Raw genomic sequence first — 26384 nt, 5'->3', positions numbered from 1 at the left:
AGAGGGTGAAATGGTGCAGCCGACCCCGCAAACCTCCCCCACCACCCTTCCGGCGAGCGATCGTTCCACGACGGGCAGGGGGAAGTCCACGACCGGCAGGGAGACGGCGGCGCTCGGAGTCTTCTTCGCGCTGGCCTTCGGCCTGCCGTGGCTCGTGACGCTGCCGCTCTGGCTCGGCGAGGGCCTCGCGCATCCCTGGTTCCCGGCCATCTCCATCGCCATGATGATGACGCCGGCCGTGGCCGCGCTCGTCGCGGTCTTCGCGGTCGAGCGGCCCGCGCGGCCGTGGCAGACGCTCGGCGTGCTGCCGTTGAAGCCAGCGAGCCGGCTCATCGGCTACCTCGCGCTCGCCCTCGGCGTGCCTGTCGCGATCGTGTTCGCCGCCCTGCCGGTCGGCGCGCTCTTCGGCGTCTACCCGATGGACCTCGTGAACTTCTCGGGCTTCCAGGCCATGCTCGACGAGCAACTCGCCGCTGAGGGGGTCGGCGACCTTCAGCTCCCCATACCGATCGCCGTGCTCGTCGTCCTGCAGCTCGCGAGCATCCCGCTCGGCGCCTTCCTCAACCTCATCCCGGCACTCGGCGAGGAACTGGGGTGGCGCGGCTGGTTGCTCCCGAAGCTCCTGCGGCTCGGCACCGTTCCCGCGCTCCTCATCTCCGGCGTCATCTGGGGCCTCTGGCACGCGCCCCTCATCCTGCTCGGCTACAATTATGTGGATGCGCCCGGCTGGCTCGGGCTGACCATGATGACCGGGATGTGCATCCTGGTCGGGGCGGTCTTCGCGTGGCTGCGCATCCGCTCGGAGTCGGTGTGGCCCGCGGCGCTCGCGCACGGCGCCTTCAACGCGGCCGCCGGGTCCTACCTGCTGTTCGCGGCGGCCGGTGAGCGCGTCGACACCACGCAGGCGACGATCCTCGGCTGGACCGGCTGGATCGTGCCCCTCATCCTCGTCGGGGTGCTCTTCGCGACGAAGCAATTCGCGCCCCCGCGCCGGGCGGCCGCCGATGCAACGCCGCGAGACCCGCGGCTCACGCCTCCCGAGGCACGCGGACAGTAAGCGCCCCTGCATCCAGCCAGGCGTTGAACGCCACGGCGGTGCCGAAGCTGTCGCCGTCGAGCTCAATCTCCTCCGGTCTCGAGAGGCGCGCCACGAACCGGGTGCCCGTTTCGTAGCGGAGGTCACCGTCGTTGCGGCGTTCACCCGCGAGCGCGGCACCTGCCTTGCTGCGGCGGAGGACCCCGTTGGTCCACGCGATCTTCACCCAGACGCGGACCCACCCGAGGGCGCTTCCGGGCCGCATCATCATGACGTCGAATCGGCCGTCATCGACGACGGCGTCGGGCAGCAGCAGGATGTTCGCAGGCAGTGAGCCGCAGTTGCCGAGGATGAGCGTGTGCATCGTCGCGCGCTTCGGCCTTCCGCCGTCGAGCTGGAAGCGCAGGTGCAGTTCGTCCGGGTCACGCAGCGACGCGATGATGGCCGTCACGTAGGCGGCCCATCCGGCCTTCTTCTTCAGGTCCTCGTCGGTGTTCGTGATCATCTTCGCGTCCATCCCGAGCCCTGCCATCACCACGAAGACGTGCTCGTCACGCGATCCGTCGGCACGCTCGATGTCGATGACACCAAGGTCGATGGCTCGGTCGTCGCCCGTGAACGCCGATCCGACAGATCCGGGCAGGTCGTCGAGCGTCAACTTCAGGTTCCTCGCCAGCAGGTTCCCCGTGCCGGAGGGCAGGAGCGCCACCGGAGTTGCATGGCCTCGGACCGCCTCAGCTACAGCCCGCACCGTGCCGTCGCCGCCCGCGGCGATGATGACGTCGACGTCAGCGTCGAGCGCCCGCGCCGTCGCCTCCTGGCCAGGGTCGTCCTCGGAGGTCTCGAACCAGAGCGTCTCACCCCACCCTGCGGCGCTCGCCTCGGCGGCCACGGCCGCTTTCAGCACATCCAGCTCGACCTTGATCGGGTTGTACACGACTCCTGCGATCTGCGTCGCACGGTCACTCGTCATCTTGTCCTCATCAGCTCGGCGATCAGCCCCGCGGATGCGCTCCGTGCGGCAGACATGACAGACGCCCCGGGCGCAACCGCCGCCGAGTGACCCACGCACATCCACTTCAGTGTGCGGCCACGCAGGAGAACCTCGTTGCCCCTTGACCTCGTGGGCAACCACCAGGACGGGCGCGTACGGTCGTCGCCTGCGCCATCTCGGCGAGCACGTCACCACGAGGAGCCCCATGCTGCTGATCTTCGGCACCCGCCCCCAGGAACGCATCGTCGCATCCGGCTCCGCGGTCTGCCGCTTCTGCAACGTCCAGGCACTGCAGCGAACGATCGAGCGCAGCAACCGCTTCACGCTGTTCTTCGTGCCCCTCTTCCGGTTCTCCAAGAGCCGCGTCTCGCAGTGCCTGAACTGCGGAGCCGAGACCCCAGCCTGACGCGACGGGGTCACGGCGTCGCGGCGTCGCGGGGTCGCGGGGTCGCGGCGTCGCGGCGTCACGGCGTCACGGCGTCACGGCGTCTCAGCGTCACGGCGTCACGGCGTCTCAGCTCTTCTCCCCGTTCGCCGGGCACACGGGTCGAGGCCGCAAACTGGTCGCATGTCTCCCGCAGAACCCGCACGGACCACCCCGCGAACCTCGTTGCCGCGAACCGTCGCGCGGGTGCTCCTCGGCCTCTTCCTCGTGTTCGCCGGGGCGGCACACCTCACGTTCGCGCGAGCTGAGTTCCAGGCCCAGGTGCCGACGTGGCTGCCGCCCAACGCCGACTTCGTCGTGGTGGCGTCGGGGGTAGTCGAGGTGCTGCTGGGGCTGGCGCTCATCGCGGCGTGGCGGTGGCGCGTGGCCGTCGGCTTCGTTGTTGCGGCGTTCTTCGTGGCCGTGTTCCCTGGCAACATCTCGCAGTACGTGACCGGCACGGACGCGTTCGGCCTCGACACCGACGCGGCCCGCCTCATCCGCCTGCCCTTACAGGTGCTGCTCATCGCGGTGGCGCTCTGGTCGACCGCCGCGTGGCGCGACCGCCGCGAGCTGATGACGCCGTTTGGCTTCAGGCGAGCCCACGAAACCCGGTAAGCATCGAGACGCAGCGCCGCTCGCCGCTCCGCGCATCCGACACCCCGCATCCACGCGGAAGATGAAGGTTCGATCGCGAACGAACCCGCGTTTCCCGTGTGGATCGGATGCGCCCGGCGAAGCAGGAGCGCCAGCGCTCGAGCGAAGCGGGAGCGCAGGCACGCGAGCGGCTGTGTCAGCTTGGCAGCACCCATTCGAACGCTGGGGCCTTCGACCTCGCCCCCTGCCGCGCTTTCGACCGGTTCGGCTCGCCGAGCTCGGTGAGCAGCGCCTCGGATGCGCGCACGATGCTCGCGAACGCGGCGGGGGTGAGCCAGTCGGGGCGCATTGCGAAGAGCAGGTCTTCGGTCGCCGTGTTGCCACTCGCGCCGGGCGCAAACGGGCACCCACCCAGCCCGCCGAGGGCTCCGTCGACGACGACCGCTCCCGCGAGGACGGCGGCCAGCGCGTTCGAGACGCCGGCACCCCAGGTGTCGTGACCGTGAAAGACGACGTCGCGCCGGGGCGTCTCGGCGACGACCCGCGCGACGAGGGCGTGCACCTCTCCCGGGTGGGCCTGACCGAGGGTGTCGCAGATGACGATGTCGGCGGCGCCCGCGGTGCGCGGGTCGTTCGCGATCTCGATGACCCGGTCGGGGTTGACGGGCCCGTCGAACGGGCACGTGAACGACGTGGCGATGCAGAGCTGGATGCGCCCGCCGGCCTGCTGGGCGAGCGCGACGGCGTCGGGCATGGCCGCGATGCTCGCCTCGGTGCTCCGACCGATGTTGGCCTGATTGTGAGCGTCCGACGCGGAGAAGCAGTACTGGAAGTTACGTGCGCCCGCGGCGGCGGCCTTCTCGACGTGCCTTGGGGTGGCGACCCACACCCAGCTGCGCTGCAGCTCCTCAGGGGTGAGTGCCTGCAGCACCTCAAGGGTGTTTGCCATCGGTGGCACGAGGTCACCCCTCGCCATCGACCCGACCTCGAGCTCCGGCACGCCCGCCGCGAACAGCTCGCGGGCGAGCGCGACCTTGCGCTCGGCCGACAGCATCCGCCCCGTGAGCTGCAGGCCATCGCGGAGCGTCACGTCGCGGAGCCGCGCGGCGGCGAGCGAAGGCTGGCGCGGTGCCGGCGCGCTCGGGCTCGTCTGCGAGGTCGACGGTGCGGGCGAGGGCGTCATCGTGTCTCCGGTGCCGGGTTGGTCGACGCCGGGTCGGTCGACTCCGGGTCGGTCGACGCCAGGTTGGTCGACGCCGGATCGGTCGACGCGGGGTTCGCCGACGCCAGGTTGGTCGACGCGGGGCTACTCGTCTCGGGGTCGTCCATGGCACGGGCGCTCGGCGCGCGGTCGCTCGTCTCGGCGTCATCTGCCGCACGGCCGTCCGGTACAGCGTCGCTCGTTGCGCCGAGGTAGGCGGCGAGCACTGCCGCCGTGTCGGCGCCGAGCTGCGGCGCGAGCGTGCGAATCGGCAGCGATGCCGGGCCGAGCACGGGCACGATGCCGGGGAAGCCGACCCCTTCGTGCGTCACGTCGCCGTCGGCGACGTCGAACTTCTGGATCATGTCGCGCGCCGCGTACTGCGGGCTCTCGCTGATGTCGGCGGCCGTGTAGATGGGGCCGGAGGGAACCCCTGCCTCATCGAGGACATCGAGCACCTCGTCGGCGGTGAGCGTCGCGGTCCAGGTGCCAATCGCCGCGTCGAGCTCGTCTCGACGATCCCAGCGCAGGTTGTTGGTCGCGAGCCCCGGGTCGTCCGCAAGATCGGGCCGCCCGATGATGCCCATGAGCCGGTGGAAGATGGCGTCGGCGTTGCCCGCGATGACGACGCTCTTCCCGTCGCGGCAGACGTAGGCGTTCGTCGGTGCGATGCCCTCGATGCGGCCGCCGACCCGCTCCCGGACCACTCCGTGTGCCTGGTAGTCGGGGATCAGCGACTCCATCATCGAGAACATCGCCTCGTTGAGTGCCACGTCGATGACACGTTCGACGAGAGGCGCCGGTCCGAGTCCCGCGCCGCGCCGCCGCTCGCGCTGGAACATCGCCATCATGACCCCGTAGGCGGCGTAGACCCCAGCGATCGAATCGCCGATCGAGACGCCCACGCGAACCGGTGCCCGGTCGGGATCCCCGACCAGGTTCCTGAAACCGCCCATCGCCTCGGCGATGGCCGCGAACCCGGGTCTGCTCGAAAGCGGACCGGTCTGCCCGAACGCGGAGATGCGTCCGATCACGATCTCCGGGTTGGCCTCGTTGAGGATTTCGGGGCCAATGCCCCACCGTTCGATCGTTCCCGGTCGGAAGTTCTCGAGGATCACGTCGCAGTCGGCGGCGAGCGCCCGCACCGCATCCCGGCCCTCGTCGGTTCGCAGGTCGAGCGTGATCGACTTCTTGTTGCGGTTGATGGTGTGGAACAGCATCGAGGTCGTCGAGCCGGGATGCAGGCGCCAGGACCGCAGCTCGTCGCCAGTGCCGGGTCGCTCGACCTTGATGACCTCGGCGCCGAAGTCGGCGAGCATCCGCCCAGCCGTCGGGGCCGCGATGAAGTTGCCGAGCTCAAGCACCCTGACCCCGTCAAGCGGGGCGATGCGACCTGCCGGGCTCATGAGCGCCTACCGCCAGCGTGGCTCGAGGAAGCCGAGCGCGACGAGCTCGCGGACGTCGGGGACGAGGCTCGCGCGCAACGCCTCTTCCTCGACGTCGACGAGCGAGGCAATCGCCGTGACGATCTGCGAGCCCACGAGTTCGCCGTCACACACCGACACGAAGCCGGTGAGCTCGGTCGACATCGACATCGTGCGACGGAACCCCGCACCCTGCCGGAGCATGATGATGCTCGGGTCCTCGTCGCCTGGCCGCGAGTGGCGCTCCTCGGTGACGTCGCCGGCGACGACCAGCGGCTCGTCGAAGAGGGCCGCGTCGTCCAAGCCGCGCAGCCACGTGACGGCCTCAAAGCCGTCGCGGATGTGCTCGGCCAACGGGTGCCCGAGCGCGTGCGTGAGGTGCTCAAAGCGGCGCAGCGGACCCCCGACCGCGCCCTGGTGGGTGCGACGCAGGAAGAACATGCCCATGCCGATGCGCTCAACGTCTCGGCTCGCGAAGTCCTGCAGGTAACGACGGAACGCCTGCTGCCAGCTCGAAAGCTCCGCGTTCTCTGCCGCATCCTTCAGCCACATGTCGGCGTACTCGACGGGCGTCGCGTCTTCCCGCTGCACGACCCAGAGGTCGACGTCGTCTGCCGGCCAGGTCTCGAGGCGCGAGTGCCAGGTGGCGTCGCCGGCTCGCACCTCCCAGTTCCCCAGCATGCAGGCAACCCCACCGGGGGCCAGCACCGTGCCGAGCTCGCGCACGAGCCCTTCGACGATGCTGTCGCCGGGCTTGCCGCCGTCGCGATACGTGTACTGGTCGCTGCCCGCTTCGCCGTCGCGGCGGGGCGTGATGACAAAGGGAGGGTTCGAGACAAACAGGTCGAACTGCTCGCCGGCGACCGGCTCAAGCATGTTGCCCAGTCGCAGACTCACGCGGTCGTCAAGGCCGCCTGGCGCGATGCCGAGCGCGACCGCGTTGAGCAGCAGGTTGAACTTCGCGAACGCGAGGGCGCGCTCCGAGATGTCGGTCGCGACGACGTGGCGCGTGTGCGCGAGCAGGTGCATCGTCTGCACGCCCATGCCGACGCCGAGGTCGAGCGCACGCGCCACCGGCTCTCTTGGGGTGAGCTGCGCGAGCAGGGTCGTCGCCGGGCCGATGCCGACCACGTGATCGCGTCGCAGCGGCCGGTCGCGGCCGAGCTGCACACCCCCGAGATCGGAGGCCACCCACATCTCGACGCTGCCGTTCACACCTTCGCTCGCGTAGGGCCGAACGTCGACGAGCGCCGCGATCAGCTCCTCCGCCAGGTGCTCACCAGACGCGTCGCCGGGCGCATCCGTCGCCGATGGGCGTGGGAGGCGCTCGACGAGGCGCGCTGCGAGCAGCTCCTCGAGGGAGGGCACGTCGCTCGCCTCGACCGGCTCTGCCAGCACGAACAGGCGGATAAGCGCCGACAGCGCGTCGTCGGGCTCGCGCGAGAGGGCGAACGACGCGGGCTCGAGCAGGTCGCGATGCAGCGCATCCGCCGCCTCGGCGCCCAGCCGCGACTCGACGCCGTCGACCGTGAACCCCACCTCCCCGAACGTCACCGCGAGCGCGCGGAGCAGCGCCTCGTCGGTGCTGTCTGGGGCGTCGCTCGGGTCGTCGAACGAGAAGGCGTCTGCGGCGGAGGCGGGAATGGCATGGCGCGCGTGGGAAGTCACCCGTCAATTATGCGGATGTGCACCGACAGTCGCGTGCGTCGCCAGCGTCTCAGGGGCGCGTGGGGCCCAGGCTGCGGGGTCGCGCAGCTGTGCGAGGGCCTCGATCGTGCGGAGGCGCACCTCCACGTCGTGCGTCGTCGCGGCGAGGATCACCTCGTCGGCACCCGTGCGCTCGATGAGCCGGTCGATGCCCTCCGCCACCGTGGTCGCCGTACCGACCAGCTGCGTTCCGGTCGTCGCGTCGTACAGCGAGCGGTCCTGGATGCGGTTCGCGTAGGCCGCGGCGCCCTCTGGCGAGAGGACACGGGTGGGCCTGCCGAAGCGAATCTGGTGCATGGCGGCGCGGCTCGGCAGCGCGAGACGCGTCGCCTCGTCCGCCGTCTCGGCAGCGATCGCCGACACCGACACCATGAAGTAGGGCTCGCTCAGCACCGGCGACGGCACGAAGTGCTCGCGGTAGTGGTCGGCGGCGGCCTTCGGGTCGGCGTGCATCGCGAAGTGGTGCGCGAACGTGTAGGGCAGGCCGTAGGCTGCCGCGAGCTCCGCCCCATAGAGGCTCGAGCCGAGCAGCCAGATCTGCGGGTGGGTCGCGGCGTCGGGCGTCACGCGGAGGCGCGCGAGCACGTCGCGGTCGTGCTCGTCACGCACGTCGCCGAGGAACCCCATGAGCTCGAGCACGTCGTTCGGGAACTCGTCGACACGCTCGCGCGACACGTCGCGGCGGAGCGCCGCCGCCGTGAAGGGGTCGGTGCCCGGGGCGCGCCCCAGGCCGAGGTCGATGCGGCCGGGATACAGCGACTCGAGGGCCGCGAACTGCTCGGCGACGACAAACGGCGCGTGGTTCGGGAGCATGACACCGCCGGAGCCGAGGCGGATGCGCCGGGTGCCGGCCCCGAGGGCCGCGAGCAGCACGGGCGGGGTGGTCGAGGCGACGAGCTGCGTGTTGTGGTGCTCGGCGACCCAGTACCGGTGGTAGCCGAGCTCGTCGGCGCGCTGCACCAGCCGGCGGGAGGCGGCGATCGCGTCGGCGCTCGACTGCCCCTCAGCCACCGGGATCAGGTCGAGCACGGAGAGCTTCGGCGTTCCAGGCATGGCAGGGGCAACGCGCACCGGTGTTCCCCTATTCCTCGGTTCCCCTGCCCCTCCTGCGCCCGTTCGCCGCCGATCAGGGGAGAACTCCCCGTCACCTGGGTTTTCGGCCAGTTCGCGGCCGGAGTGTCGGTGGCCCTGCGTAGCATGACAAAGAACGGCAGACCCAGCGTGCCGAAGGAGAGACCCATGACCCGACACCGCCGCCGACCGCGGGCTCTGTTCGCGAGCCTCGGAGCGTTCGCGGCGGTCATGCTGCTGGCCGGATGCTCGGTGACCGCAACGGCCGTCCCCTCGGCGAACGGCTACGACGCGGTCGACGCTCCCATTGAGGGTGGCACGGTCAGTCTGCGCGACTCGTTCGAATCGTCCCCGCAGGAGTCGCACGACTTCTGGTCCGACCCAGACATGTTTAAGAACGCCGAGGGTTTCGACTACACCGCGCCAGACAACGGCATCACCGTCGGTGTCGGAGACCCGGCGACGGGCGCGTTTGTCGCCCCGACGACCCCGGTGCCTGCAGCCGAGTCGCCGAACGGCTACGGCGATGTCTCCGAGGCCGTGCCGTTTGACCGCGCCGGGCTGGGCGCATCCACCTTCGGCCGCCTTTACATGTCGTTCGCAAGCGGTCTCGCCGTCTGCTCGGCGACCGTCGTGAACTCCGGCGAGCGCAACATCGTCGTCACGGCGGCCCACTGTCTCGTCGACTTCGAGAGCAACAAGGCCGTGGCGAGCAATGTCGTATTCATCCCAGGCGATCGCGGCGATGGCGCCGAGCAGCCCTACGGGCGCTGGGCGGCGACCGACTACAGCATCCCGCAGCACTTCCTCGACAACGCCAACTACGGCGACCAGGGCGTGTACGGCGAAGGCTGGAACAACGACTTCGCGTTCCTCGTGATGGAGGAGAAAGACGGGCGGCGCATCCAGGACGTGACGGGTGGCCAGGGCATCGCGTTTGGGGTTCCAGCCAAGGCGATCACGCAGGTCGGCTACCCCAGCGCCAGCCCATACGACGGCTCTGAGGAGTACATGTGCGCCTCGAGCCAGTGGCGTGAAGGCTCGGCGGGCGGGTACACCCACATGTGCAGCATGACTCCCGGCGGATCCGGCGGGGCATGGCTGGTCTACTACGACAAGATCGTGGGCGCCGGCTACGTTGCCGCGACGTCGTCGACGGTGCTTTCTGCCGCCAACCCGCCGTTCCGCTGGGAAGGCTCGGTGCTCGGGCAGACGGCGCTGTCGCTCTACAACGAGCTCGGGGGTTCGTGATGCGCGTGCAACGGACGATCGCAGGGGTCACGGCGCTGCTCGTCGGGCTGGTGTTGAGCGGATGCGCGGCCACCACCCCCATGGCCGTCGCGAACCACGAAGCCAAGCTCGAGTACCACGCCGATACCGGTGCCGAGCTGCTCGGCGACTCGCTCGTCGAGGGGCTCGCCGCGGTCGAGAGCTTCTCGGCCACCGCCTACACGCACGGCAAGGCCTCCACCGGGGCGACGCTCAGCACCCAGCACGAGACGAGCGTCGTCGGTGCCTCGTACGTCACGAAGGAGTCGACGGCCGAGCCAGGCATGTCCATCGATGAGGTGCACATCGCCGGCAGCGGGTTCACCTACTACCTCTTCGGCAGCGCGTACACCTCGGTCGTGTCGACGCCGTGGGCCCGCATTCCGATGGGCGACCTCGACCGGGCAGGCGACCCGCAGCGCACCTGCATCCTCGGCACTGTCATCTTCATGTGCAACCTCGTCAAGGCGTGGCAGCTGTCGAAGGAGACGAAGGGTGAGGAGCTGCCCGAGAACCTCGAGGTCTCCGCTGACGGCAGCAAGCACTTCACGTCGGCGGTGACGTTCGACTCGCTCGAGGAAGCCGGCCTCTACACCCTGGGCGACGATCTGAAGGCGCAGCTCAGTGAAGAGGAGCTCGGCACGCTCCTCCCCCTGCACGTGTGGGTGGGGGCCGACGGCATCATCCAGAAGATCGAGGTCAACGGCACGATGGATGCGGCCTCCCTCGACGTGGAGGTGCAGTTCGGCTTCGAGATCACCGGAACGCCAACCGAGGAAGACCTGCCGGACGACCCCGCGTCGCTCGCGCCGCAGTACGTGACCAACGTCTCGGCGGACGACGCGAGCACCTTCTGGGATGCGATCGGGAAGGCGAGAACCGGCTGAGGCTGGGCGAGCTCATGAACGCGTCAGCAACAGCAGCAGACAAGCTGGAGGGAGCACGATGACTTTCCCACCGCAGGGCGGCCCGCAGCGGCCGTTCGACCCGCGCGACCCAAACGACCCGCGCAACCAACAGAACCCGCGCAACCCGCAGCAGGAACAGGGCGGGCAGGCGCCGGGCGGGCAGGCGCAGCAGGGCCAGGCGCCACACGGCCAGCAGGGCCAGCACAGCCAGCAGCCGAACCAGTGGCAGCCAACCGCGACCGGGCAGGGTCCATCGGCCTCCGGGCCGAACGGGTCTCCAGGGTCCGGCGCGCAGTACCCGCAGCAGTCGCCGTTTGGGCAGCAGCGGTCCCCTGATTCCAGCGCTTCGTACGGCTCGGGTGCCGCGTATGGTTCGAGCTCCTCATACGGCGCGGGCGCCGGTTCCGCGCGCGGAGCGAGCGCCACGTCGGCCTACGGAGCCGGGGTGCCGTCGGCGGGTGTGCCTCCAGTCAGCTCAGCGACGGGCAGCGGCTACGGCGCGGCGTCTTCGAACTCGTTCGGTTACGACGGGTCCACGGGGTATCCCACTCCGAGCGCGACGTACGGGGTTTCCGGGGGTGGATACGGTGCGCAGTCCGGGACCCCTCTCCCCGGGGGTTCCCCCGGGGAGGGCTTCGGCTACCAGCAGCCGAACGGGTACCCGATGGCGGGTGGCCCGGGTTCGCAGTTCGGGCCGGGGCCGGGGCAGCCTGGCGTGGGGCAGGCCGGGAAGCCGGCGCGCAACTCGCGCCTGCTGTTGATCTTGGCGATTCCGGCGGCCGCGCTGATCGCGGGGCTGGGTGGGTATTTCATCGGTGAGAGCAACGGCAGCGTCCTGGCGGCGGAGCCGTTGCAGGCTGAGGTCACGCGTGTGCTGCAGGACGACTTCGGCCTGGTGGAGGTCGGCGACGTCGCTTGCCCGGAGCAGGTGAAGGTCGACCAGGGTTCTGAGTTCCAGTGCACGTTCACGTACGCCGGCCAGGACCAGTCGGTCACGGTCACGGTGTCTTCTGCCGACGGTCAGGTGGTGGTCGGCGCCCCGGAGTAGGCGCCGTCGGCGCAACGGCAACGCCTGTCCAAGCGGAGTGCTTTCGTGCGTCAGTGCCTCAGTGCGTCCTCGGCTGCGGAGGCCCCATCGAGCCAGGATTGACCTCGGAGCTGTCCCTGACTACAGCCCAGGGTCGGCATCAGTCTCGGTCTCGGCCCACGAACCAGCCCCATGTCCATGCCCAACCCCGGGCCCTTGCCCGGGCCCGGGGCCACGACCGGCGCCGGGGCCCACGATCGGCAGCGCGACCCCATCGACGAGCAGTTCATACTCCGGCCGGTCGGCAACCGCGACAGCGATGCGTGACGCGAGGTGCTCTGGCATGTCGGGCAGCGCATCCACCGGGAACCAGGCCACCTCCGTCGACTCGTCGTCGCCGACAGCCGCGTCGCCAGAAATCCACGAGCAGCGGAAGACGAGGTCGCAGTATTGCGCGCGATCACCGGTCGCGTGCACGATCTTCGGCGACACACTCAGCCGGACGAGTCGATCGACGCGAACCTCGACCATCGCCTCCTCGAGGCTCTCACGCACGGCCGCAGTCGCCGGATGCTCGCCCGGATCGACGATCCCCGTCACGGGACTCCACACGGCATTGTCGGCACGCCGCACGAGGAGCACCTCCTCGCCGAGCGCGGCCGGTCCGCCTCCCTCGACCCGGGCGCCCGACGAACCCCGCGCATCCACGCTCGGCCGGATGATGACGGCCGTCGAGCCGGCCAACCAGAGCGGATGCTCGGGGCCGATCTTGGCGCGAAGGTCGGCGACGAACTCAGGAATAGGCATGCGCCCTATCCAACCGCAACTCCGAACGCGAGTCCCAGCACGTACGTGACCGCGGCCGCGCCGTAGCCGATGAGCAGCTGCCTAGCGGCGCGACGCCACGGCGGACCACCGGAGAGCACACCCACGATGGCGCCGGTGGTGAGCAGCGCGAGTCCAACGACGACGGCCGACACGACCACGGCCGCGAGACCGCTCATGCCGAAGAGATACGGCAGCACCGGCAGGAGCGCGCCCCCAGCGAAGAAGCAGAAACTCGAGATGGCCGCGGTCCACGCGGTGCCGAGCTCCTCGTGCTCCTCGTCCGGCGCCTGCAACGAGATCGGACCGGATTCCGGATCAGCGCCCTGCAAGGCGAACACGCGGTGGGCGTAGCGGCGCGCCTCGTCCTCGTCCATGCCGCGCGCCCGGTAGACAAGCTCCAGCTCGTTGGCGTTGACGTCGAGCCGCTGGATGGTCTGCGGCGTATCGGGGCTCGGCGTCGACGCCTGCAGTAGCTCCCGCTGCGATCGCACGGAGACGTACTCGCCCGCCGCCATCGAGAGGGCACCGGCGAGGAGGCCCGAGAGGCCGGTGGCGAGGATGATGACCGTCGGCGCCCCGGTGGCGCCGATGCCAAGCACCAGAGCGAGGTTCGACACGAGCCCATCGTTGGCGCCGAAGACGGCGGCCCTGAACATGCCAGACATGCGAGAACGACTGCGCATCGCGAGTCCGCGCACGACCTCCTCGTGGATGCGCTCGTCCGCTGCCATCTCAGGTGTTGCATCCGCTTCCCGCTCGTACGGCGAACGCGACTCAGCCCGCTGGATGAGCGCCAGCACAAACAGCGAGCCGAACCGGCGGGCGAACCAGCCAAAGAGGCGCGTACCCAGCTGCGCCCGAACGCCGCCGTCGCCGGCGGGACCGAGCAGGCTCAGCCAGTGCTCTTCGTGACGCACCTCGGCGTTCGCGAGGCCGAGGAGGATATCCCGCTCCTCACCTTCACGTCTCGCCGCAAGGTCACGGTAAACGGCGCCCTCGGCGCGCTCGTCGGCGAGGTAGCGACGCCAACGCCGAATATCGGCGGGCGTCGGCTCGCGGGTGAGGTCCCCGGATCCGGGAACGGGGGCTGGTGTCTGTGGCATGGCCGTGCATCCTTCATGCGGACGCCTCGAGCCCGAAAGCACGGGCATCGTTGGCAACGTTCGCCCCACGTTATTCGCGGCGCACCCGGTTTCCGCAACCTCCCGCAGATGTTCGGTGCACCTGACCACGGCGGCTCGACGTGCCGGAAAACACCTCGTGGGCGCACTGGCGCGGCCCGGCACGGCTAGGCCCGGTGAGGCCCAACGCGGGCGCGGCGCGGCGCGGCCAGGCGCGGCGCAACCAAGCGCGGCCCGGAAGCCCGCGGCGACTACTGCCCCGGCGCTCCCGCTTCGGTCACGGACACGTCAGAGCGCGTGAAATTCTTGAACGACCTCGACGCGGTCGGACCGCGCTGCCCGAGGTATCTGGAGCTGTAGATCGCGGATCCGTAGGGGTGTTCTGCGGCGCTCGACAGCTGGAAGAAGCAGAGCTGCCCGATCTTCATGCCGGGCCACAGCTTGATCGGCAGGGTCGCCACGTTCGACAGCTCGAGCGTGACGTGCCCCGTGAATCCGGGGTCGATGAAACCGGCCGTGGAGTGCGTGAGCAGACCGAGACGCCCGAGCGAGCTCTTCCCCTCGAGGCGGGCCGCGACGTCGTCGCCGAGGGTAACGCGCTCGAACGTGGAGGCGAGCACGAACTCGCCGGGATGCAGCACGAACGGCTCGTCCGGCTTGGACTCGACGAGCCTGGTCAGCTCGGGCTGCTCCTCCGCCGGGTCGATGAAGGGGTAGCGGTGGTTGTCGAAGAGCCGGAAGTACCGGTCGAGGCGCACGTCGATGCTCGACGGCTGGACGAGGCCCGGCTCGTACGGTTCGAGGCCGATGCGGCCAGACTCGACGCCCTGCTTGATGTCCCGATCACTGAGAAGCACGCCGCCAGCCTAGTTGCTCGGTGGATGCGCGTGCCCAGCGGGATGCGCGTGCCTGGCTCGATGTGCACGACCCGGTGTGCCCGGGTGCGCATCCACGCAGCAGCGGATGCCGACACCCGTCGGGCACAACTCGCGGCGCTACTCTGAACCGGTGAAGAAGAACGTCTGGACCATCGTCGGTGTCATCGTCGCGGTGGTCATCTCCTGGTGGCTTGTGGACGTCCTGTTCCACTTGGCCTGGTTCATGGTGCGGCTCGGCGTCGTCGCGGTCGTCGCCGTCGTCGTGTTCTTCGCGATCCGCGCGCTCGTCTCGAAGCGCGAGTGAGACGCCAGTCGCAACGCCACCGGGCGGCTTCGATGTACGATGGTCAGGTCTGCGGGCCTCGGTCTGTGGATGCGCGGATGTAGTTCAATGGTAGAACTTCAGCTTCCCAAGCTGATAGCGCGGGTTCGATTCCCGTCATCCGCTCCAGACACGGCAACACGGCAACGCGGGCCGGCGCAATGTGTGCGCCGGCCCGCGTTGTCTCTGTCGGCCCGCGTGACGGGCCTTCGACGGGTTAGCTGTCGCCGCGGCCCGTCTTCTGCTGGAGGCGGTCGATGTGCTCGGAGGCCTCCGCCTTCGTGATGTCGGCGGGAATCTCCTCACCCGCCTCGCGTGCGAGCGTGTCCAGGTAGCTGCGCTGCGCACCCGTCATCGGCTCGTCGCCGGTGACCCAATTCGACGGATCCTTCTCGGTGCCGTTCTCGTCTGACTCGGTCGCGCCGAGCATTTCGCCTTCGTGTGTATCTGCCATGCCGGCAACCGTAGGCCGCGGTCCTGGCTCGCGGCCCGGTGCCGGCTGGGAATATGTGTTCGAAACTCAGACCCCCGGGCACTCTGCAGTGCTAGGCCTCAGAAGTCGGCGATGACGAGCTTTTTCATCTGCATCATGCGCTCGTAGGCGCCCGGCCGCTGCATCAGCTCGCCCATGTTGGCTGGGACGATCTGCCAACTGACTCCGAACCTGTCGGCGAGCCAGCCGCACTGCTCCGCCTCGGGGACGGCGCTCATCGAGTCCCAGAACCGGTCGATCTCCGCCTGGTCGGCGCAGTCGACCTCGAAGGAGACGCCGCAGTCGAACCCGAACGGCTGGTCAGCGCCGTTGTCCATAGCCACGAACCACTGCCCTGCAAGCTGGAAGTCGGCGTACATGATGGCTCCGGCCGGGGCAGGCCCAGACTGCATTGGATACTCGGCGATGTTGCCGATGCGCGCATCTGGGAACAGCGAGACGTAGAAGTCGATGGCCTCGCGCGCCTTGTTCTGAGCCTCGCGACCGAACAGCATGCTCGGAACGATGAAGGGGCGCGCCTCGTCGGCAGCGCTCAACGCTCCGGAGTCGACGAGCATGAGCTGCCAGCTCACCCCATAGCGGTCTTCGACCCAGCCGTAGTGCGGGCTGAAGTCGTACTGCTGGAGCGGCATGAGCACCTTGCCACCCTCGCTGAGCGCCGCCCAGAGGCTGTCGAGGCTCTCGCGCACTGAAGCCGTGTCTCCGCCGAGCACTCGTGGGTCGAAGTTGAGCATGAAGGAGACCGACGGGTTTGGCCGAAACTGGTCGCCCGCGTTGATGAGTGTGAATCGGTAGTCGTCGATCTCGACGCCCACGACGAGCGGAAGCCCAGCAAAGTCCTTCTGGAAGTCGAGGAGGTCGGTCTCCGGGTAGCGCGCTTCCACTGACGTCGTTGTCTTCGGGAAGACGGAAGCGTAGAACTCGCCGGCTTCCTCGGCGTTCTTGTTGAACCAGAGGTTCGGAATAATCTTCTGCATGACTCGCTGCTCCTGCACGCGTCGGTTGACTCGGGTTCGATCGAACCTGAGTGCCAAGTTACTCCCGACTTCCGACATTCGCGGCACGTCCCGCATCCGATACGGAGCGAACTTCCAGCCCGCCTCGCCGCTCCTACTGGAGGCCTGCGGTCAGCCTCGCGAGATTGTCGAGCACGGTGGAACGAAGCGGCTGCTTGCGCCACTCGTACATGGTGAGCTCGCGCGAATTCTCGCGGTAGTCCTGCTGCACCTCACGGAGGTCCTCAACGAAGTCCGCACTGCGCACCATGAGCGAGACCTCGAAGTTGAGGGAGAACGAGCGCATGTCCATGTTCGACGAGCCGATGACGGCGACCTCGTCGTCGATGGTGAAGTGCTTGGCGTGCAGGATGGTCGGCGACTTGTACATCCAGATGCGCACCCCGGCCTCCAGGAGCGCCTCGTAGTAGGAGCGCTGCGCGTGGTACACCATCGCCTGATCTCCGATCTCGGAGACGAACAGCTCAACGACGACACCCCGAGCCGTCGCCGTGGTGATGGCGTAGAGCATCGACTCGTCTGGCACGAAGTAGGGGCTCGTGATGATGATCGACCTCTGCGCGACATACAGCAGGTTGAGGAACAGGCGAAGGTTGTTCTCGCTCGGGTAGCCCGGACCGCTCGGCACGATCTGGCAGTCCATCCGCGCTTCCTGCGGCATGGTCTCGACGTCGGAGAGGTCTTCCGGGATGATCGTGCCGGACTCCGAGTACCAGTCGGTGATGAAGACAGCACTGACGGCGTGCACGGCCGGCCCCTCGAGGCGGACCATCAGGTCGTGCCAGTGCAGGCCGCGGCGTATGTTGCCGCGCTTGTTGTAGGTGGAGTCGACGACGTTCTGCGAGCCGAGGTAAGCGGAGTTGCCGTCGACAATGAGGAGCTTGCGATGGTTGCGCAGGTCGGGGCGCTGGTACTCGCCGCGCCACGGACGCACGGGCAGCATGTAATGCCACTCGGCCCCCGCATCCGCCAGCGCCTTCAGTCTCGACAGGGTGTGCTTGCGGTAGCCGGGCACGCGAATGGATGCGATGTGGTCGAGCAGGATGCGGACGCTCACGCCCCTGGCGGCCGCCCGGTCGAGGGCGTCGAAGATCGGCATCGTGGTGCGGTCGCAGGCGAGGATGTAGAACTCGACGTGCACCCAATTTTCGGCGGTGTCGATCTCGGCGGCCATCGCCAGGATCGTCTCCTCGTAGCTGCCCTGCAGCACGACTTCGTTGTCGCTGATGAGGGGCATTGCCGTGTAGGTGCGGTTGAGGGCCACGACGGAGTCGAACCAGGGCGGGTCGCTGTGGTGGGTCGGCTCGACCTCGACGCTCGAGACGGCCATGTTGATGAAGGTTGTGACCTCCTGCTGCCGCTCCATGCGCTTCGCGGGCAGACGGAAGCTGCCGAGGAGGAGGAAGGCGACAACCCCGACGTAGGGGATGAGGAAAATGGCCATGAGCCACGCGATGCCGACGCTCGGCTTGCGATTCCGGGGCACGACGATGATCGCGATGATGCGAATGATCAGGTCGATGATCGCGAAGATGAAGCCGGCGCTGATCGTGATGTGCGGAATCTCGGCCATCTGGTCTCCTCGGGGTACTAGGGGACAGCGTAGGGCAACGGATGCGCGCACCGCGGTCATCAGGCCGCCAGCGACATGCTTGCACTTTCGGGTATTAGTGCAATACTGCACATGTGAATGAAAGTGCAACGAGCCTCCGGGCTCGCAAGATGGCGGACACGAGCCGACAGCTCTCAGCGGCAGCCAGAGCACGTGCCCTCGAGGTGGGCCTGTCCGGCTTCACGATCGAGGAACTCTGCGAGCACGTGGGCATCTCCCGACGCACGTTCTTCAACTACTTCGCGTCGAAGGAGGATGCCCTGCTCGGCATCTCCGCACGCCGAGACACCACGCACCTCGACGAGCTCTTCGTCGCAGGCGGTGACCCTCGGAGCAACAGCATCAGCCCCGACCTCCTGGAGGCACTCGCGCAGCTCGCCATCACGCGCTGGCGGGAAACGGACCCGGAGCCCGACCCGGAGCACGTGCGGCAGATCATGGCCGTCGTTGACCAAGAGCCGCGCCTGTTCAAGCGGATCCTCGAGCACATGTCGAGCGACGAGAAGCGCGATGTGGCCCTCGTCGAGCGACGCGAGGGGTTGCCCGCCGGCGACCTGCGCGCAGCGGCGGCAGTGCAGGTCCTCATGGCGGTCATGCGCGCCAGCGCTTTCGAGTTTTTCACCACCGACACCACCGACGACATCGAGACGGTCGTCGCCAGACGGGTCGCAGCCATGCGCGCCGTCCTGAGCGGCTGACCGCCGGATCGCTGCATCCGCTCGCACGAGCATCCCGCCGCCGCCCCGTCGCGCTCGCTCACGTGGCGCACTCACCGCCGCGCACGCGCGAGCCGACCGTACCTCTTCCTTCGAACGGACCCCGCATGACCACCACCACTCAGGCTCCGGCCGAGCCGCAGTTCCTCCTCACACAACGCCGGATCTGGACAATCTTCGGCGCGCTCATCGCCGGCATGCTGCTCTCGAGCCTCGACCAGACAATCGTGTCGACCGCGATGCCCACGATCGTCGGCGAGCTCGGCGGCGTCGACCACCAGGTGTGGATCACCACCGCCTACCTGCTCGCGACGACCATCGTCATGCCCATTTACGGCAAGTTCGGTGACGTGCTCGGGCGACGCAACCTGTTCCTGATCGCAATCGCCATCTTCACCCTCGCATCGGTTGGCTGCGCGTTCGCTGGCGACTTCTGGACGTTCGTGGTCTTCCGAGCGCTGCAGGGGCTCGGCGGCGGCGGCCTCATCATCCTGTCGCAGGCGATCATCGCCGACATCGTGCCCGCCAGCGAGCGAGGCAAGTACCTGGGACCGCTGGGCGCCGTGTTCGGCCTGTCTGCCGTGGGCGGCCCGCTGCTCGGCGGCTACTTCGTCGACCACCTGACCTGGCAGTGGGCGTTCTACATCAACATCCCGGTCGGCATCGCGGCGTTCATCATCGCCGTGGTCGCACTGAAGCTGCCCAGCAAGAAGGCGACGAAGCGCATCGACTACCTTGGCGTGATCTTCCTGTCGGCAGCGACGACGTGCCTCATCTTCTTCACCGATTTCGGTGCGGATGCGGAGCACGGTTGGGGCTCCATGGTCACGTGGGCGTGGGGGCTGGGCCTGCTCGTTGCGGCCGCGCTGTTCGTGTTCGTCGAGTCGCGTGCGGAGGATCCGATCATTCCGCTCGGACTGTTCAAGAACCCGATCTTCGTGAACGCGACGGCGATCGGCCTCACGCTCGGCATCGGGATGTTCGCGGCGATCGGCTTCGTGCCGACCTTCCTGCAGATGTCGTCCGGAACGTCAGCGGCGGCGTCCGGCCTGCTCATGCTGCCGATGATGGCCGGCCTCATGGGCACGTCGATCGCTTCGGGAATTCTCATCTCGAAGACCGGGCGCTACCGGATGTACCCGATCGTGGGCACGGTGCTGACGGGGCTGGCGATGGTCGCGATGACGACACTCACCGCCGATACCCCGATCTGGCTGATCTGCGTGTTCCTGTTCTTCTTCGGCGCAGGGCTTGGCCTGATCATGCAGGTTGTGGTGCTGGTCGTGCAGAACGCAGTGCCTGCTGCGGAGATCGGCACGGCGACGAGCACGAACAACTACTTCCGCGAGGTGGGCGCGGCTCTCGGCACGGCCGTCTTCGGAGCGATCTTCACGACCCGGTTGACCGAGAACTTGACGTCGGTGTTCACGGCCAGCGGCGCGAGCGCGGCGGATGCTGCGACCGCGACGTCGACGATCGACCCGCAGACCCTGTCGCAGTTGCCGGATGAGGTGCGCGACGGCATCGTGACGGCCTACGCGGATGCGCTCGCGCCGGTGTTCTGGTACCTCGTGCCGTTCATTGCGCTCGCGTTCCTGCTGTCGCTGTTCCTCAAGCAGATCCCCCTCTCGGATGTCGCGGGCCTCGTGGCTCGTGGCGAGGCGGTCGGCGGCGCCGAGGCGGAGGAATTGGATGCGGCGAGCCGGGCGTCGCACGCCGGCGTCAAGCAGGCGACTGGCCCGGCCGAGCGTGGGGTGGGGGCGAGCGGCGCTGATGCGCGTGGAACTGGTGCATCGCAGCCCACGGCCGGCATGCCACCGCGCGAGGACTGAGTCGGCGCGACGGAAAGTTCAGGTTGAGAACGGCAGGTTCTCGCGGGCCGGCGGCGTGGGGGTTACCTCAGACCGCCGGCCCGCTCAGGCCCCGGCCCGCTCAGTCCCCGGTTCGCTCAGTCCCCGGCCCACTCAGGCGACTCAGTCCCCCGGCCCGCTCAAGCCCCCGACCCGCTCAGGCAGCAGGCTCGCGGTCGAATGCGCTTGCAGCTCGGACCCCGGCTTCGAGGTGCATCCCCGCGATGGGGAGCACAGCGGCGATCGCCTCCGCGGTGAGCCGAGGTCCGAGCCGTGCGCCTCGCCGGACCGAGTCGGGGTCGACGCGGTCCGGCGCCGCTTCTGGGTCGTCGAGTTCCATGGCCGCGCCTTGGAACCAGTCGTCGGCCGTCTCGAGCATTCGCTGCTCGCTGAGGACTGGGAGCAGGTGCTGTTCGAGTCCGTCTGCGACCTGGAGGCCGGCGGGGTCTTCGTGGGCGACGGTCCGCCAGTCGTCTGGGCCGTCGGCGGACGGGTCGAACCAGTACACGAAGCCAAGCCAGGGCAGCTCCGTGCCGTCCGTCGAGTCTCGCCCCGACTCGTGGCGGACGGCGGTTTCGACGGCGTCGACGGCCCAGTCGGGGATCCCGTTCCTGGGGTCGATGCCGCGCTGGTGGGTTTCGGAGTGGTCTCTGTCGATGCCGGCGAGGACGGCCTTCCCGCCGGGGAGCTGTGTGAGCCGCGCCCAGCTCCCTCCTCCGTCAGAGAAGAACCAGCCCAGGTCGTCGGCACGTGTGTTGTCGGCGCGCTCACCGAGGATCGCTGTTTCGATGGCGGCGGCGAGCGCCCAACGCCCGCGCATCGTCTCCAAGGGCGGGAGTTCGCGTCTGCGGCTTGCGGTCATGCGCCTATCCTCTCAATCAGGTCGCGGGGAACATCCGCTCGATCACGTCGTGGGGTGAACATCCGCTCGATCACGGCGTGGGGTGAGCATCCGCTCAAGCACCTCCTGGGGTGAGCTTCCGTTCATTCACGTCGTGGGGTGAACACTGGACCGGTCGCTCTGCGGTCCCGCCCGCGAATAGGGTCGCGGCTTGTTCTCGGCCCGGTTGCCGGCTCGACCTTCCACACTCGGTCGTTTGAGGGCACGATGGTGAGCCGCTCGAGGTGCACTTCATGGTGGTGGAAGGTGCAGAGCGAGATTCCGTTCGAGGTGTCGGTTGGACCGCCCGACCACCACGGGAGCACGTGATGGACCTCGATCATGTCGAACGACAACTCGCACCCCGGCGCCCTGCATCCGCCGTCCCTGGCGAAGATGGCTCTTCGCTGGGCCGGACTGAAGAGCCTCCGTTTTCGACCGAGCTTGAGGACCTCACCGGAGTCGTCGACGAGCGCCGCGCGAATGATCCCGTCGCAAAGGACGCGCCTCGCGGCCTCAATGGAGACGGGCTCACCGGTGTGCTCAAGGCGTGCGATGTCTGCCGGCGTTTCCGCAGCACCGACGAGACCCGCTCGTGTGACGGCTACGACCAGCGTCGGAGCCTCGCCGCCCGTCCGAGGCGCCGACGACGATTCGGCGTGCTTCGCAAACAGCGCGACGAGGGCGTCGATGCGCCGTTGCGAAAGGCTACGGCCGTCACTCAACGGCTGGTCATCCTGCGTTTCGCCAGCACGAAGCTCTACGCCACGAGGCTCGCCGTCACGAGGCTCTCTGGCGCAGCGTTCGCCGGCGTCACCGTGGGCGCCACAGCCGACCCGACCGTGAACATCTCCGCTGCAATCACCGCAGACGTCTCTGCCAGCGTCATCCCTGACGTCGCTGCCGGAGTCACCGCTGACGCCACTGCCGGAGTCACCACTGACATCACTGCCGGAGTCACCGCTGATGCCTCCTGCACCGGCACCCCCAGACGAACACGAAGCAGAAGCAGAGCCAGCGGCAGAGGCTGAGCCAGCGCCTGAAGCTGAGCCGGCACCAACACCAGAACCAGCAGCCGCAGCCGCAGCCGCACCGTCGCAGGGCGAGTCTCGCCGAGGCGAGAGGTACGCGTCGAGCACGCGCTGGAGGATCTCGGCCTGTTCGGCGGTCGCCACGAGCCGACCCTGCACCATGCCGTCGGCGCGCCGGGTGAACGTCAGGCCGCGCTTCTCGGCGCAGCGCTCGGCGCTTGGTTCGGCCCCGTCGGGGTCGAGGAAAGCGACCCAGACGGCCGCCTGTTTCGCGAGACGTTCCGGCGAGGCTGGCTCATCGTCTTCTGGCGTGAGACCGCACGCGGCCTGCACCAGCTCGTACTCGGCGCGCTCAAGGTCTGCGAGGTCTGCTCGGCTGTTCGCTTCTCGAAGGCCTTTGACGATCGCGGAGGCCTGCGACAGCGTCACACGACCCGCGGAGACGGCCGCCGCGACGTGCCCCCGGGCGGGGAGGAGCGGCTCCCCGGTCATGCTGATGCTCTCGCGCGTCGCCTCAGCGATCTCCCTCAGGCTGACAGCCTCACCCCGACGCAGGCCGAGGATCTGTTGCACTGCCTCGTGGACGGAACGGAAACCTCCTCGGCGAACCAACGAGCCCGCGAACGCGACTGGAGTCACTTCGTCGCGACTCAGGAGCTCGGCCGTCATCTCGATCACTGTGGCTTCAAGCATCCGCCTGTGCGCGGCCAGCTCTTCAAAGGCCGCGAAAAACTCGGCGTCGAGCAATGCAGCGACCGAGCTGCGTCCGCTGATGAGGGCGTCGACAGACGCCGTCGCACCGAGCGAAGACTCCCGTGACGCCGCCGCGACCCCGGCGGCCAAGAGGTCACCAGGCAGGACGCCCGAAGGCAAGGCACCCGCAGATAAGGCACCAGCAGGCAAGGCACCCGCAGATTCTGCCCCGACGGGCAACCAACCTCGACCCCGCGTACCCGCAGTCGACTCGCTCCCCGCCCCCAGGCCACTCGGCGACACGAGCAGGCCAGGGTCTCGCGAGGCGTCGTCGCCTCCTGGACCGTTAACTAAAGCCACCGTGCTGACCTCCCCCAAGATCTAGATCGACAGTACCACAGATTGGTATATATCTTCTAGTCTAGGCTTTGAGCAATAACAAATACACGTACATACATACGACTTTCGCCATCAACCGACACCCGAACGAGCCCCCGGAGACCCTCACCCAACACTCGACACGGCGAGACCGACCGCCGACGTCGGATCCTGTGTCCCTCTCAGGGCTCGCGCGGGATACTCTTTCGATCACCTCTGCTTCACCGATCACCTCCGCATCTCAGCGACTGGACGCACCTTCCGTGGCTCCCACACTCATCCCCTGGCTCGACCCTGAAACGATCATTCACGGGGCTGGCCCCTGGGCGCTGCTCGTTGTCTGCCTCATCGTGTTCTCGGAGACCGGGCTGCTCGTCGGGTTCCTGCTGCCAGGAGACACACTGCTGCTCATCACGGGCCTGCTCGCCTTCTATCCGGGTATCGGCTTCGACATCTGGTGGGTTTGTCTCGCGATCGGCTTCGCTGCGTTCCTTGGCGGCGAGGTCGGGTACCTGATCGGCCGGAAGGCAGGCCCGAGGATCTTCGAACGCAAGGAGAGCGGCCTCTTCAGCAAGAAGAACGTCGAGCGCACCAACGCGTTCTTCGAGCGCTTCGGCGGCCTCGCCGTCATCGTCGCTCGCTTTGTGCCCATCGTGCGGACGTTCGCGCCGGTCGCAGCGGGCGTCGGCAAGATGGACTACCGCAAGTACACGATCTACAACCTCATCGGCGCCCTGGTGTGGGGAGCAGGCCTCACGTACGCCGGCTACCTTCTCGGCTACGTCCCGGTGCTCGGCGACTTCATCCGCGAGTACATCGACATCATCCTGATCCTCGCCGTGCTCGCGACCGTCGTCCCCACGGGCATCCACTACCTCCTCAGCGCTCGGCGAGCACGTCGCGAGGGCGAGCTTGCGAGCGCGCAGGACGCCGAGGCTCTCGCCCTGGCCCCGAAGGACTTCGATCAGAAGCTCGGCGACTAGACCCGACTGAGCGTGGTGGCCACCCAGCGACGGCGCCACGCCGCGGCCCAGCGGGGTTCCGCGAACCCACCATCACAACACCCCCGAGGGCATGCGTCGTCGCGCGACTCGGTCCGCCTCCGGGGCTCCGGACGCGGCGTAGGCTGGCCTCCGCGGCATGGCTCGCCGCGGACCACGACGGCATTGCAGTGAGGAGATCTGTTCTCGGATGAGTGGCATCTGGCGGTACCAGTCGACCTCGATCCCGCTGCGACTGGCGAACGCCGGTGCGGTCGTCGCGATCCCGCTGCTTGCCGTCGAACAGCTCGGCGACGTGGCCGTCGGTGGGTTCCTCGTCGCTGTTGCCCTGTTTCCGAGCGTCATCGCGGCACCGCTCGTCGGAGCGCTCCTCGACCGGATGCGCCGCCCACGGCTACTGCTCATCATCGGCGGCATGATCACAGCGGCCGCGTACCTCTTCGCGTCGCAACTCGGCACCCTGCCGGTGGGGGTCATCGCCATAGTGCTCGCCGCGGCAGGCTTCGTCACCCCTGCCTACATGGGCGGCCTCTCGAGCTTCGCCCCAGACAACATCGAGCCGGTCAGGAAGGCGTACGCGCAAGACGCGCTGTCGTACACGATCGCCTCAGTCGGAGGGCCAGCGCTCGCAGCACTCGCGATTCCCCTCGCGGGCTCAGCTCGCCTTGCGATGGTACTGCTCGGCATCCTCGCCCTCGTCGGCGCCGTTGCCGGCTTTGGTATCCGGATGCACGCGAAGGAGGGAGCGGTCGAAGGCCTCGGCCGCACGATCGCACGCGGCATGACCTACCTCGTGAAGCACAAGCCGATCGCGATCGTGACCGTGGCTGGCACGGTCAGCCAGGTCGCCGGCGGCGCGCTCGGCATCGCCGCCATCGCAATCTCCCTGGAACGTACCGGCTCCGAAGCATCCGCCGCCTGGATCGTCACCGCCTACGCGATCGGCGGCCTCGCCGGCGCGCTGTTCATGGCCATCAGAACCTGGACGACCCGAGGGCCCGTGTGGGTGATGGGTATGGGGTTCGTCGCGACCGGCGCCTTCCTGCTCATCGCGGTTCCCGCGCTTCCGGTCGGCTTCACGTTCGTCGCCGTCTTCATCTCCGGACTCTTCGCGGCCCCCGCAAACGCCGCCATGATGCTGCTGCGCGACAAGGAGAGCAAGCCCAACGTTCGCTCGCAGGTCTTCACGATCGGCGCGGGCCTGCGAGTCACCGCAGCCGCGATCGGTGCAGCCATCGCCGGCCTCATGGCGGGCTTCGAGGCCGGCTGGCTCGTGGCGGGCATGGCCGTCATCTGGATCCTGTCCGGCGCCGTGCTCTGGTTCTTCCCCAACCCGCCGGCACGCACCGGTGTCATCCCCGTGCAGAAGGGACCGCGGGCGCCGTAGGGATGCGGGCGGGCTCGGGTGCGGATGCGGGCGGGCTCGGGTGCGGATGCGGACGAAGACGTTGCCCGTCACCTGCCTCGTTACGAGCCCCCTCAGTCGGCGATGCGATGCGCCGCGATTGCTGAACGCGCGACAGGGGAGCACCTCAAGCCACGTGTGCGAGCACACCGACTGACGTGGGAGACTCGCCTGAAGTCGCGCGCCCAGCGCCTGCACGAGCGGAGCATCCCATGGCCGACAACCCGTTACTCGTGGTCTTGCTGATCGCGCTTGGCCTCGCCGCCATCGCGTTCCTTGTCGTGTGGATGCTGCGCGCAGCACCGCGCACACCGCGCGACGCCGAACTCTCCCCTGACGAGCGGCGCCGCCGCGCGGAGAACCCGGGCCCGCCGCCGACGCGTATCCACTTCGACCAGGGCAACAACTCGGGTTATTGAGCTGGCCTAGCTGTATTGACCCGTGAGGTTGTGAACACGGTCTGAGGGGCGTTGGCCGCCGATCCCGGTGTGGGGTCTGTGGT

General features: G+C 68.4%; 25 protein-coding genes and 1 tRNA gene. 13 read left to right on the top strand and 13 right to left on the bottom strand.

The features are described 5' to 3' along the window. Window positions 1–10: 10 nt before the first annotated feature. Entirely contained in the window at window positions 11–1057 is a 1047-nt protein-coding gene (locus ACPYN9_RS12735; RefSeq protein WP_424466908.1) for a lysostaphin resistance A-like protein, read from the top strand. Here the strand turns inward: ACPYN9_RS12735 and ACPYN9_RS12730 are convergent. Then, entirely contained in the window at window positions 1029–2009 is a 981-nt protein-coding gene (locus tag ACPYN9_RS12730) for a diacylglycerol/lipid kinase family protein (RefSeq protein WP_424466907.1), read from the bottom strand. The two genes, ACPYN9_RS12735 and ACPYN9_RS12730, sit on opposite strands and share 29 nt — an antisense overlap. 142 nt (window positions 2010–2151) lie before the next feature. On the opposite strand from ACPYN9_RS12730, the gene ACPYN9_RS12725 reads away from it, so the two are divergent. Both ACPYN9_RS12725 and ACPYN9_RS12720 read left to right on the top strand, forming a co-directional pair. Then, window positions 2152–2436, top strand: coding sequence for a hypothetical protein (locus ACPYN9_RS12725; protein ID WP_424466906.1), 285 nt, complete (start codon window positions 2152–2154; stop codon window positions 2434–2436). Between the two features lie 162 nt (window positions 2437–2598). Continuing rightward, window positions 2599–3072, top strand: coding sequence for a DoxX family protein (locus ACPYN9_RS12720; RefSeq protein ID WP_424466905.1), 474 nt, complete (start codon window positions 2599–2601; stop codon window positions 3070–3072). A 175-nt stretch (window positions 3073–3247) separates the two neighbouring features. Here the strand turns inward: ACPYN9_RS12720 and ACPYN9_RS12715 are convergent, their stop codons facing one another. Genes ACPYN9_RS12715 through ACPYN9_RS12700 form a run of 4 tightly spaced genes read right to left on the bottom strand, consistent with a single transcriptional unit; the run spans window position 3248 to window position 8454 of the window. Further along, window positions 3248–4234, bottom strand: coding sequence for a hydroxymethylglutaryl-CoA lyase (locus tag ACPYN9_RS12715; protein WP_424466904.1), 987 nt, complete (start codon window positions 4232–4234; stop codon window positions 3248–3250). After that, a complete protein-coding gene (locus tag ACPYN9_RS12710; RefSeq protein ID WP_424466903.1) occupies window positions 4231–5658 on the bottom strand; it encodes a CaiB/BaiF CoA transferase family protein in 1428 nt (475 codons plus the stop codon). The genes ACPYN9_RS12715 and ACPYN9_RS12710 overlap by 4 nt, the downstream gene beginning before the upstream one ends. 6 nt (window positions 5659–5664) lie before the next feature. Further along, a complete protein-coding gene (locus tag ACPYN9_RS12705) occupies window positions 5665–7344 on the bottom strand; it encodes a DUF7059 domain-containing protein (RefSeq protein ID WP_424466902.1) in 1680 nt (559 codons plus the stop codon). 3 nt (window positions 7345–7347) lie between these two features. Further along, window positions 7348–8454: an LLM class flavin-dependent oxidoreductase gene (locus ACPYN9_RS12700; protein ID WP_424466901.1), complete on the bottom strand. Its 1107-nt coding sequence runs from the start codon at window positions 8452–8454 to the stop codon at window positions 7348–7350. A gap of 168 nt (window positions 8455–8622) precedes the next feature. Between ACPYN9_RS12700 and ACPYN9_RS12695 the strand changes: the two genes are divergently transcribed. From ACPYN9_RS12695 to ACPYN9_RS12685, 3 genes are read left to right on the top strand one after another with little or no spacing between them, the layout of a single operon-like run. Next, window positions 8623–9705 (top strand): trypsin-like serine peptidase, encoded by a 1083-nt coding sequence (locus ACPYN9_RS12695; RefSeq protein ID WP_424466900.1) that lies wholly within the window; start codon window positions 8623–8625, stop codon window positions 9703–9705. Continuing rightward, window positions 9705–10610, top strand: coding sequence for a hypothetical protein (locus tag ACPYN9_RS12690; RefSeq protein WP_424466899.1), 906 nt, complete (start codon window positions 9705–9707; stop codon window positions 10608–10610). The genes ACPYN9_RS12695 and ACPYN9_RS12690 overlap by 1 nt, the downstream gene beginning before the upstream one ends. Window positions 10611–10668: 58 nt before the next feature. Then, window positions 10669–11679: a DUF4333 domain-containing protein gene (locus tag ACPYN9_RS12685; protein WP_424466898.1), complete on the top strand. Its 1011-nt coding sequence runs from the start codon at window positions 10669–10671 to the stop codon at window positions 11677–11679. A gap of 120 nt (window positions 11680–11799) precedes the next feature. On the opposite strand, the gene ACPYN9_RS12680 is transcribed toward ACPYN9_RS12685, so the two are convergent. From ACPYN9_RS12680 to dcd, 3 genes are all read right to left on the bottom strand, one after another. Beyond that, a complete protein-coding gene (locus ACPYN9_RS12680; RefSeq protein WP_424466897.1) occupies window positions 11800–12465 on the bottom strand; it encodes an NUDIX hydrolase in 666 nt (221 codons plus the stop codon). A gap of 5 nt (window positions 12466–12470) precedes the next feature. Continuing rightward, window positions 12471–13589, bottom strand: coding sequence for a VIT1/CCC1 transporter family protein (locus tag ACPYN9_RS12675; protein WP_424466896.1), 1119 nt, complete (start codon window positions 13587–13589; stop codon window positions 12471–12473). A 269-nt stretch (window positions 13590–13858) separates the two neighbouring features. Continuing rightward, on the bottom strand, window positions 13859–14464 hold the full coding sequence (gene dcd, locus ACPYN9_RS12670) for a dCTP deaminase (protein WP_424466895.1): 606 nt from the start codon (window positions 14462–14464) through the stop codon (window positions 13859–13861). A gap of 151 nt (window positions 14465–14615) precedes the next feature. Here dcd and ACPYN9_RS12665 point away from each other — a divergent pair, with 151 nt between their 5' ends. Together ACPYN9_RS12665 and ACPYN9_RS12660 are read left to right on the top strand one after the other, a co-directional pair. Continuing rightward, window positions 14616–14789 (top strand): hypothetical protein, encoded by a 174-nt coding sequence (locus tag ACPYN9_RS12665; protein WP_424466894.1) that lies wholly within the window; start codon window positions 14616–14618, stop codon window positions 14787–14789. Window positions 14790–14862: 73 nt separating this feature from the next. Then, window positions 14863–14936, top strand: a tRNA-Gly gene (locus ACPYN9_RS12660). Window positions 14937–15024: 88 nt separating this feature from the next. On the opposite strand, the gene ACPYN9_RS12655 is transcribed toward ACPYN9_RS12660, so the two are convergent. The 3 genes from ACPYN9_RS12655 to cls form a co-directional block, all read right to left on the bottom strand. Further along, window positions 15025–15261: a DUF3072 domain-containing protein gene (locus ACPYN9_RS12655; protein ID WP_424466893.1), complete on the bottom strand. Its 237-nt coding sequence runs from the start codon at window positions 15259–15261 to the stop codon at window positions 15025–15027. A 98-nt stretch (window positions 15262–15359) separates the two neighbouring features. Then, complete coding sequence (locus tag ACPYN9_RS12650; protein ID WP_424466892.1) at window positions 15360–16277, bottom strand: VOC family protein; 918 nt, start codon at window positions 16275–16277, stop codon at window positions 15360–15362. 133 nt (window positions 16278–16410) lie between these two features. Continuing rightward, on the bottom strand, window positions 16411–17889 hold the full coding sequence (cls, locus tag ACPYN9_RS12645; RefSeq protein ID WP_424466891.1) for a cardiolipin synthase: 1479 nt from the start codon (window positions 17887–17889) through the stop codon (window positions 16411–16413). Between the two features lie 113 nt (window positions 17890–18002). Here cls and ACPYN9_RS12640 point away from each other — a divergent pair, with 113 nt between their 5' ends. Next, entirely contained in the window at window positions 18003–18626 is a 624-nt protein-coding gene (locus tag ACPYN9_RS12640) for a TetR/AcrR family transcriptional regulator (RefSeq protein ID WP_424466890.1), read from the top strand. Window positions 18627–18751: 125 nt separating this feature from the next. Further along, window positions 18752–20476, top strand: coding sequence for an MDR family MFS transporter (locus ACPYN9_RS12635; RefSeq protein ID WP_424466889.1), 1725 nt, complete (start codon window positions 18752–18754; stop codon window positions 20474–20476). A 175-nt stretch (window positions 20477–20651) separates the two neighbouring features. On the opposite strand, the gene ACPYN9_RS12630 is transcribed toward ACPYN9_RS12635, so the two are convergent. Both ACPYN9_RS12630 and ACPYN9_RS12625 read right to left on the bottom strand, forming a co-directional pair. After that, window positions 20652–21356, bottom strand: coding sequence for a hypothetical protein (locus tag ACPYN9_RS12630; protein WP_424466888.1), 705 nt, complete (start codon window positions 21354–21356; stop codon window positions 20652–20654). 122 nt (window positions 21357–21478) lie between these two features. Beyond that, window positions 21479–23278, bottom strand: a complete 1800-nt coding sequence (locus ACPYN9_RS12625; protein WP_424466887.1) for a DUF222 domain-containing protein — start codon at window positions 23276–23278, stop codon at window positions 21479–21481. Between the two features lie 461 nt (window positions 23279–23739). Between ACPYN9_RS12625 and ACPYN9_RS12620 the strand changes: the two genes are divergently transcribed. From ACPYN9_RS12620 to ACPYN9_RS12610, 3 genes are all read left to right on the top strand, one after another. Further along, the gene (locus ACPYN9_RS12620; RefSeq protein ID WP_424466886.1) at window positions 23740–24459 is read left to right on the top strand and encodes a DedA family protein; all 720 of its coding nucleotides are present in this window, start codon (window positions 23740–23742) and stop codon (window positions 24457–24459) included. 208 nt (window positions 24460–24667) lie between these two features. Beyond that, window positions 24668–25864, top strand: coding sequence for an MFS transporter (locus ACPYN9_RS12615; RefSeq protein WP_424466885.1), 1197 nt, complete (start codon window positions 24668–24670; stop codon window positions 25862–25864). 230 nt (window positions 25865–26094) lie between these two features. Next, window positions 26095–26301 (top strand): hypothetical protein, encoded by a 207-nt coding sequence (locus tag ACPYN9_RS12610; RefSeq protein WP_424466884.1) that lies wholly within the window; start codon window positions 26095–26097, stop codon window positions 26299–26301. Window positions 26302–26384 lie beyond the last annotated feature (83 nt).

The organism is Pseudoclavibacter helvolus, from assembly GCF_049707175.1.
GTDB lineage: Bacteria > Actinomycetota > Actinomycetes > Actinomycetales > Microbacteriaceae > Pseudoclavibacter > Pseudoclavibacter helvolus_A.
The sequence above is the reverse complement of the archived record's forward strand: the minus strand, read 5'-3'. Positions and strand labels throughout refer to the sequence as shown.

What these genes read in the sequence shown, in the direction of transcription:
- ACPYN9_RS12735 (WP_424466908.1), top strand. Translation starts at nt 11, where the DNA reads ATGGTGCAGCCGACCCCGCAAACCTCCCCCACCACCCTTCCGGCGAGC.
- ACPYN9_RS12730 (WP_424466907.1), bottom strand. Translation starts at nt 2,009, where the DNA reads ATGACGAGTGACCGTGCGACGCAGATCGCAGGAGTCGTGTACAACCCG.
- ACPYN9_RS12720 (WP_424466905.1), top strand. Translation starts at nt 2,599, where the DNA reads ATGTCTCCCGCAGAACCCGCACGGACCACCCCGCGAACCTCGTTGCCG.
- ACPYN9_RS12715 (WP_424466904.1), bottom strand. Translation starts at nt 4,234, where the DNA reads ATGACGCCCTCGCCCGCACCGTCGACCTCGCAGACGAGCCCGAGCGCG.
- ACPYN9_RS12710 (WP_424466903.1), bottom strand. Translation starts at nt 5,658, where the DNA reads ATGAGCCCGGCAGGTCGCATCGCCCCGCTTGACGGGGTCAGGGTGCTT.
- ACPYN9_RS12695 (WP_424466900.1), top strand. Translation starts at nt 8,623, where the DNA reads ATGACCCGACACCGCCGCCGACCGCGGGCTCTGTTCGCGAGCCTCGGA.
- ACPYN9_RS12690 (WP_424466899.1), top strand. Translation starts at nt 9,705, where the DNA reads ATGCGCGTGCAACGGACGATCGCAGGGGTCACGGCGCTGCTCGTCGGG.
- ACPYN9_RS12685 (WP_424466898.1), top strand. Translation starts at nt 10,669, where the DNA reads ATGACTTTCCCACCGCAGGGCGGCCCGCAGCGGCCGTTCGACCCGCGC.
- ACPYN9_RS12680 (WP_424466897.1), bottom strand. Translation starts at nt 12,465, where the DNA reads ATGCCTATTCCTGAGTTCGTCGCCGACCTTCGCGCCAAGATCGGCCCC.
- ACPYN9_RS12675 (WP_424466896.1), bottom strand. Translation starts at nt 13,589, where the DNA reads ATGCCACAGACACCAGCCCCCGTTCCCGGATCCGGGGACCTCACCCGC.
- ACPYN9_RS12655 (WP_424466893.1), bottom strand. Translation starts at nt 15,261, where the DNA reads ATGGCAGATACACACGAAGGCGAAATGCTCGGCGCGACCGAGTCAGAC.
- ACPYN9_RS12650 (WP_424466892.1), bottom strand. Translation starts at nt 16,277, where the DNA reads ATGCAGAAGATTATTCCGAACCTCTGGTTCAACAAGAACGCCGAGGAA.
- cls (WP_424466891.1), bottom strand. Translation starts at nt 17,889, where the DNA reads ATGGCCGAGATTCCGCACATCACGATCAGCGCCGGCTTCATCTTCGCG.
- ACPYN9_RS12635 (WP_424466889.1), top strand. Translation starts at nt 18,752, where the DNA reads ATGACCACCACCACTCAGGCTCCGGCCGAGCCGCAGTTCCTCCTCACA.
- ACPYN9_RS12630 (WP_424466888.1), bottom strand. Translation starts at nt 21,356, where the DNA reads ATGACCGCAAGCCGCAGACGCGAACTCCCGCCCTTGGAGACGATGCGC.
- ACPYN9_RS12615 (WP_424466885.1), top strand. Translation starts at nt 24,668, where the DNA reads ATGAGTGGCATCTGGCGGTACCAGTCGACCTCGATCCCGCTGCGACTG.
- ACPYN9_RS12610 (WP_424466884.1), top strand. Translation starts at nt 26,095, where the DNA reads ATGGCCGACAACCCGTTACTCGTGGTCTTGCTGATCGCGCTTGGCCTC.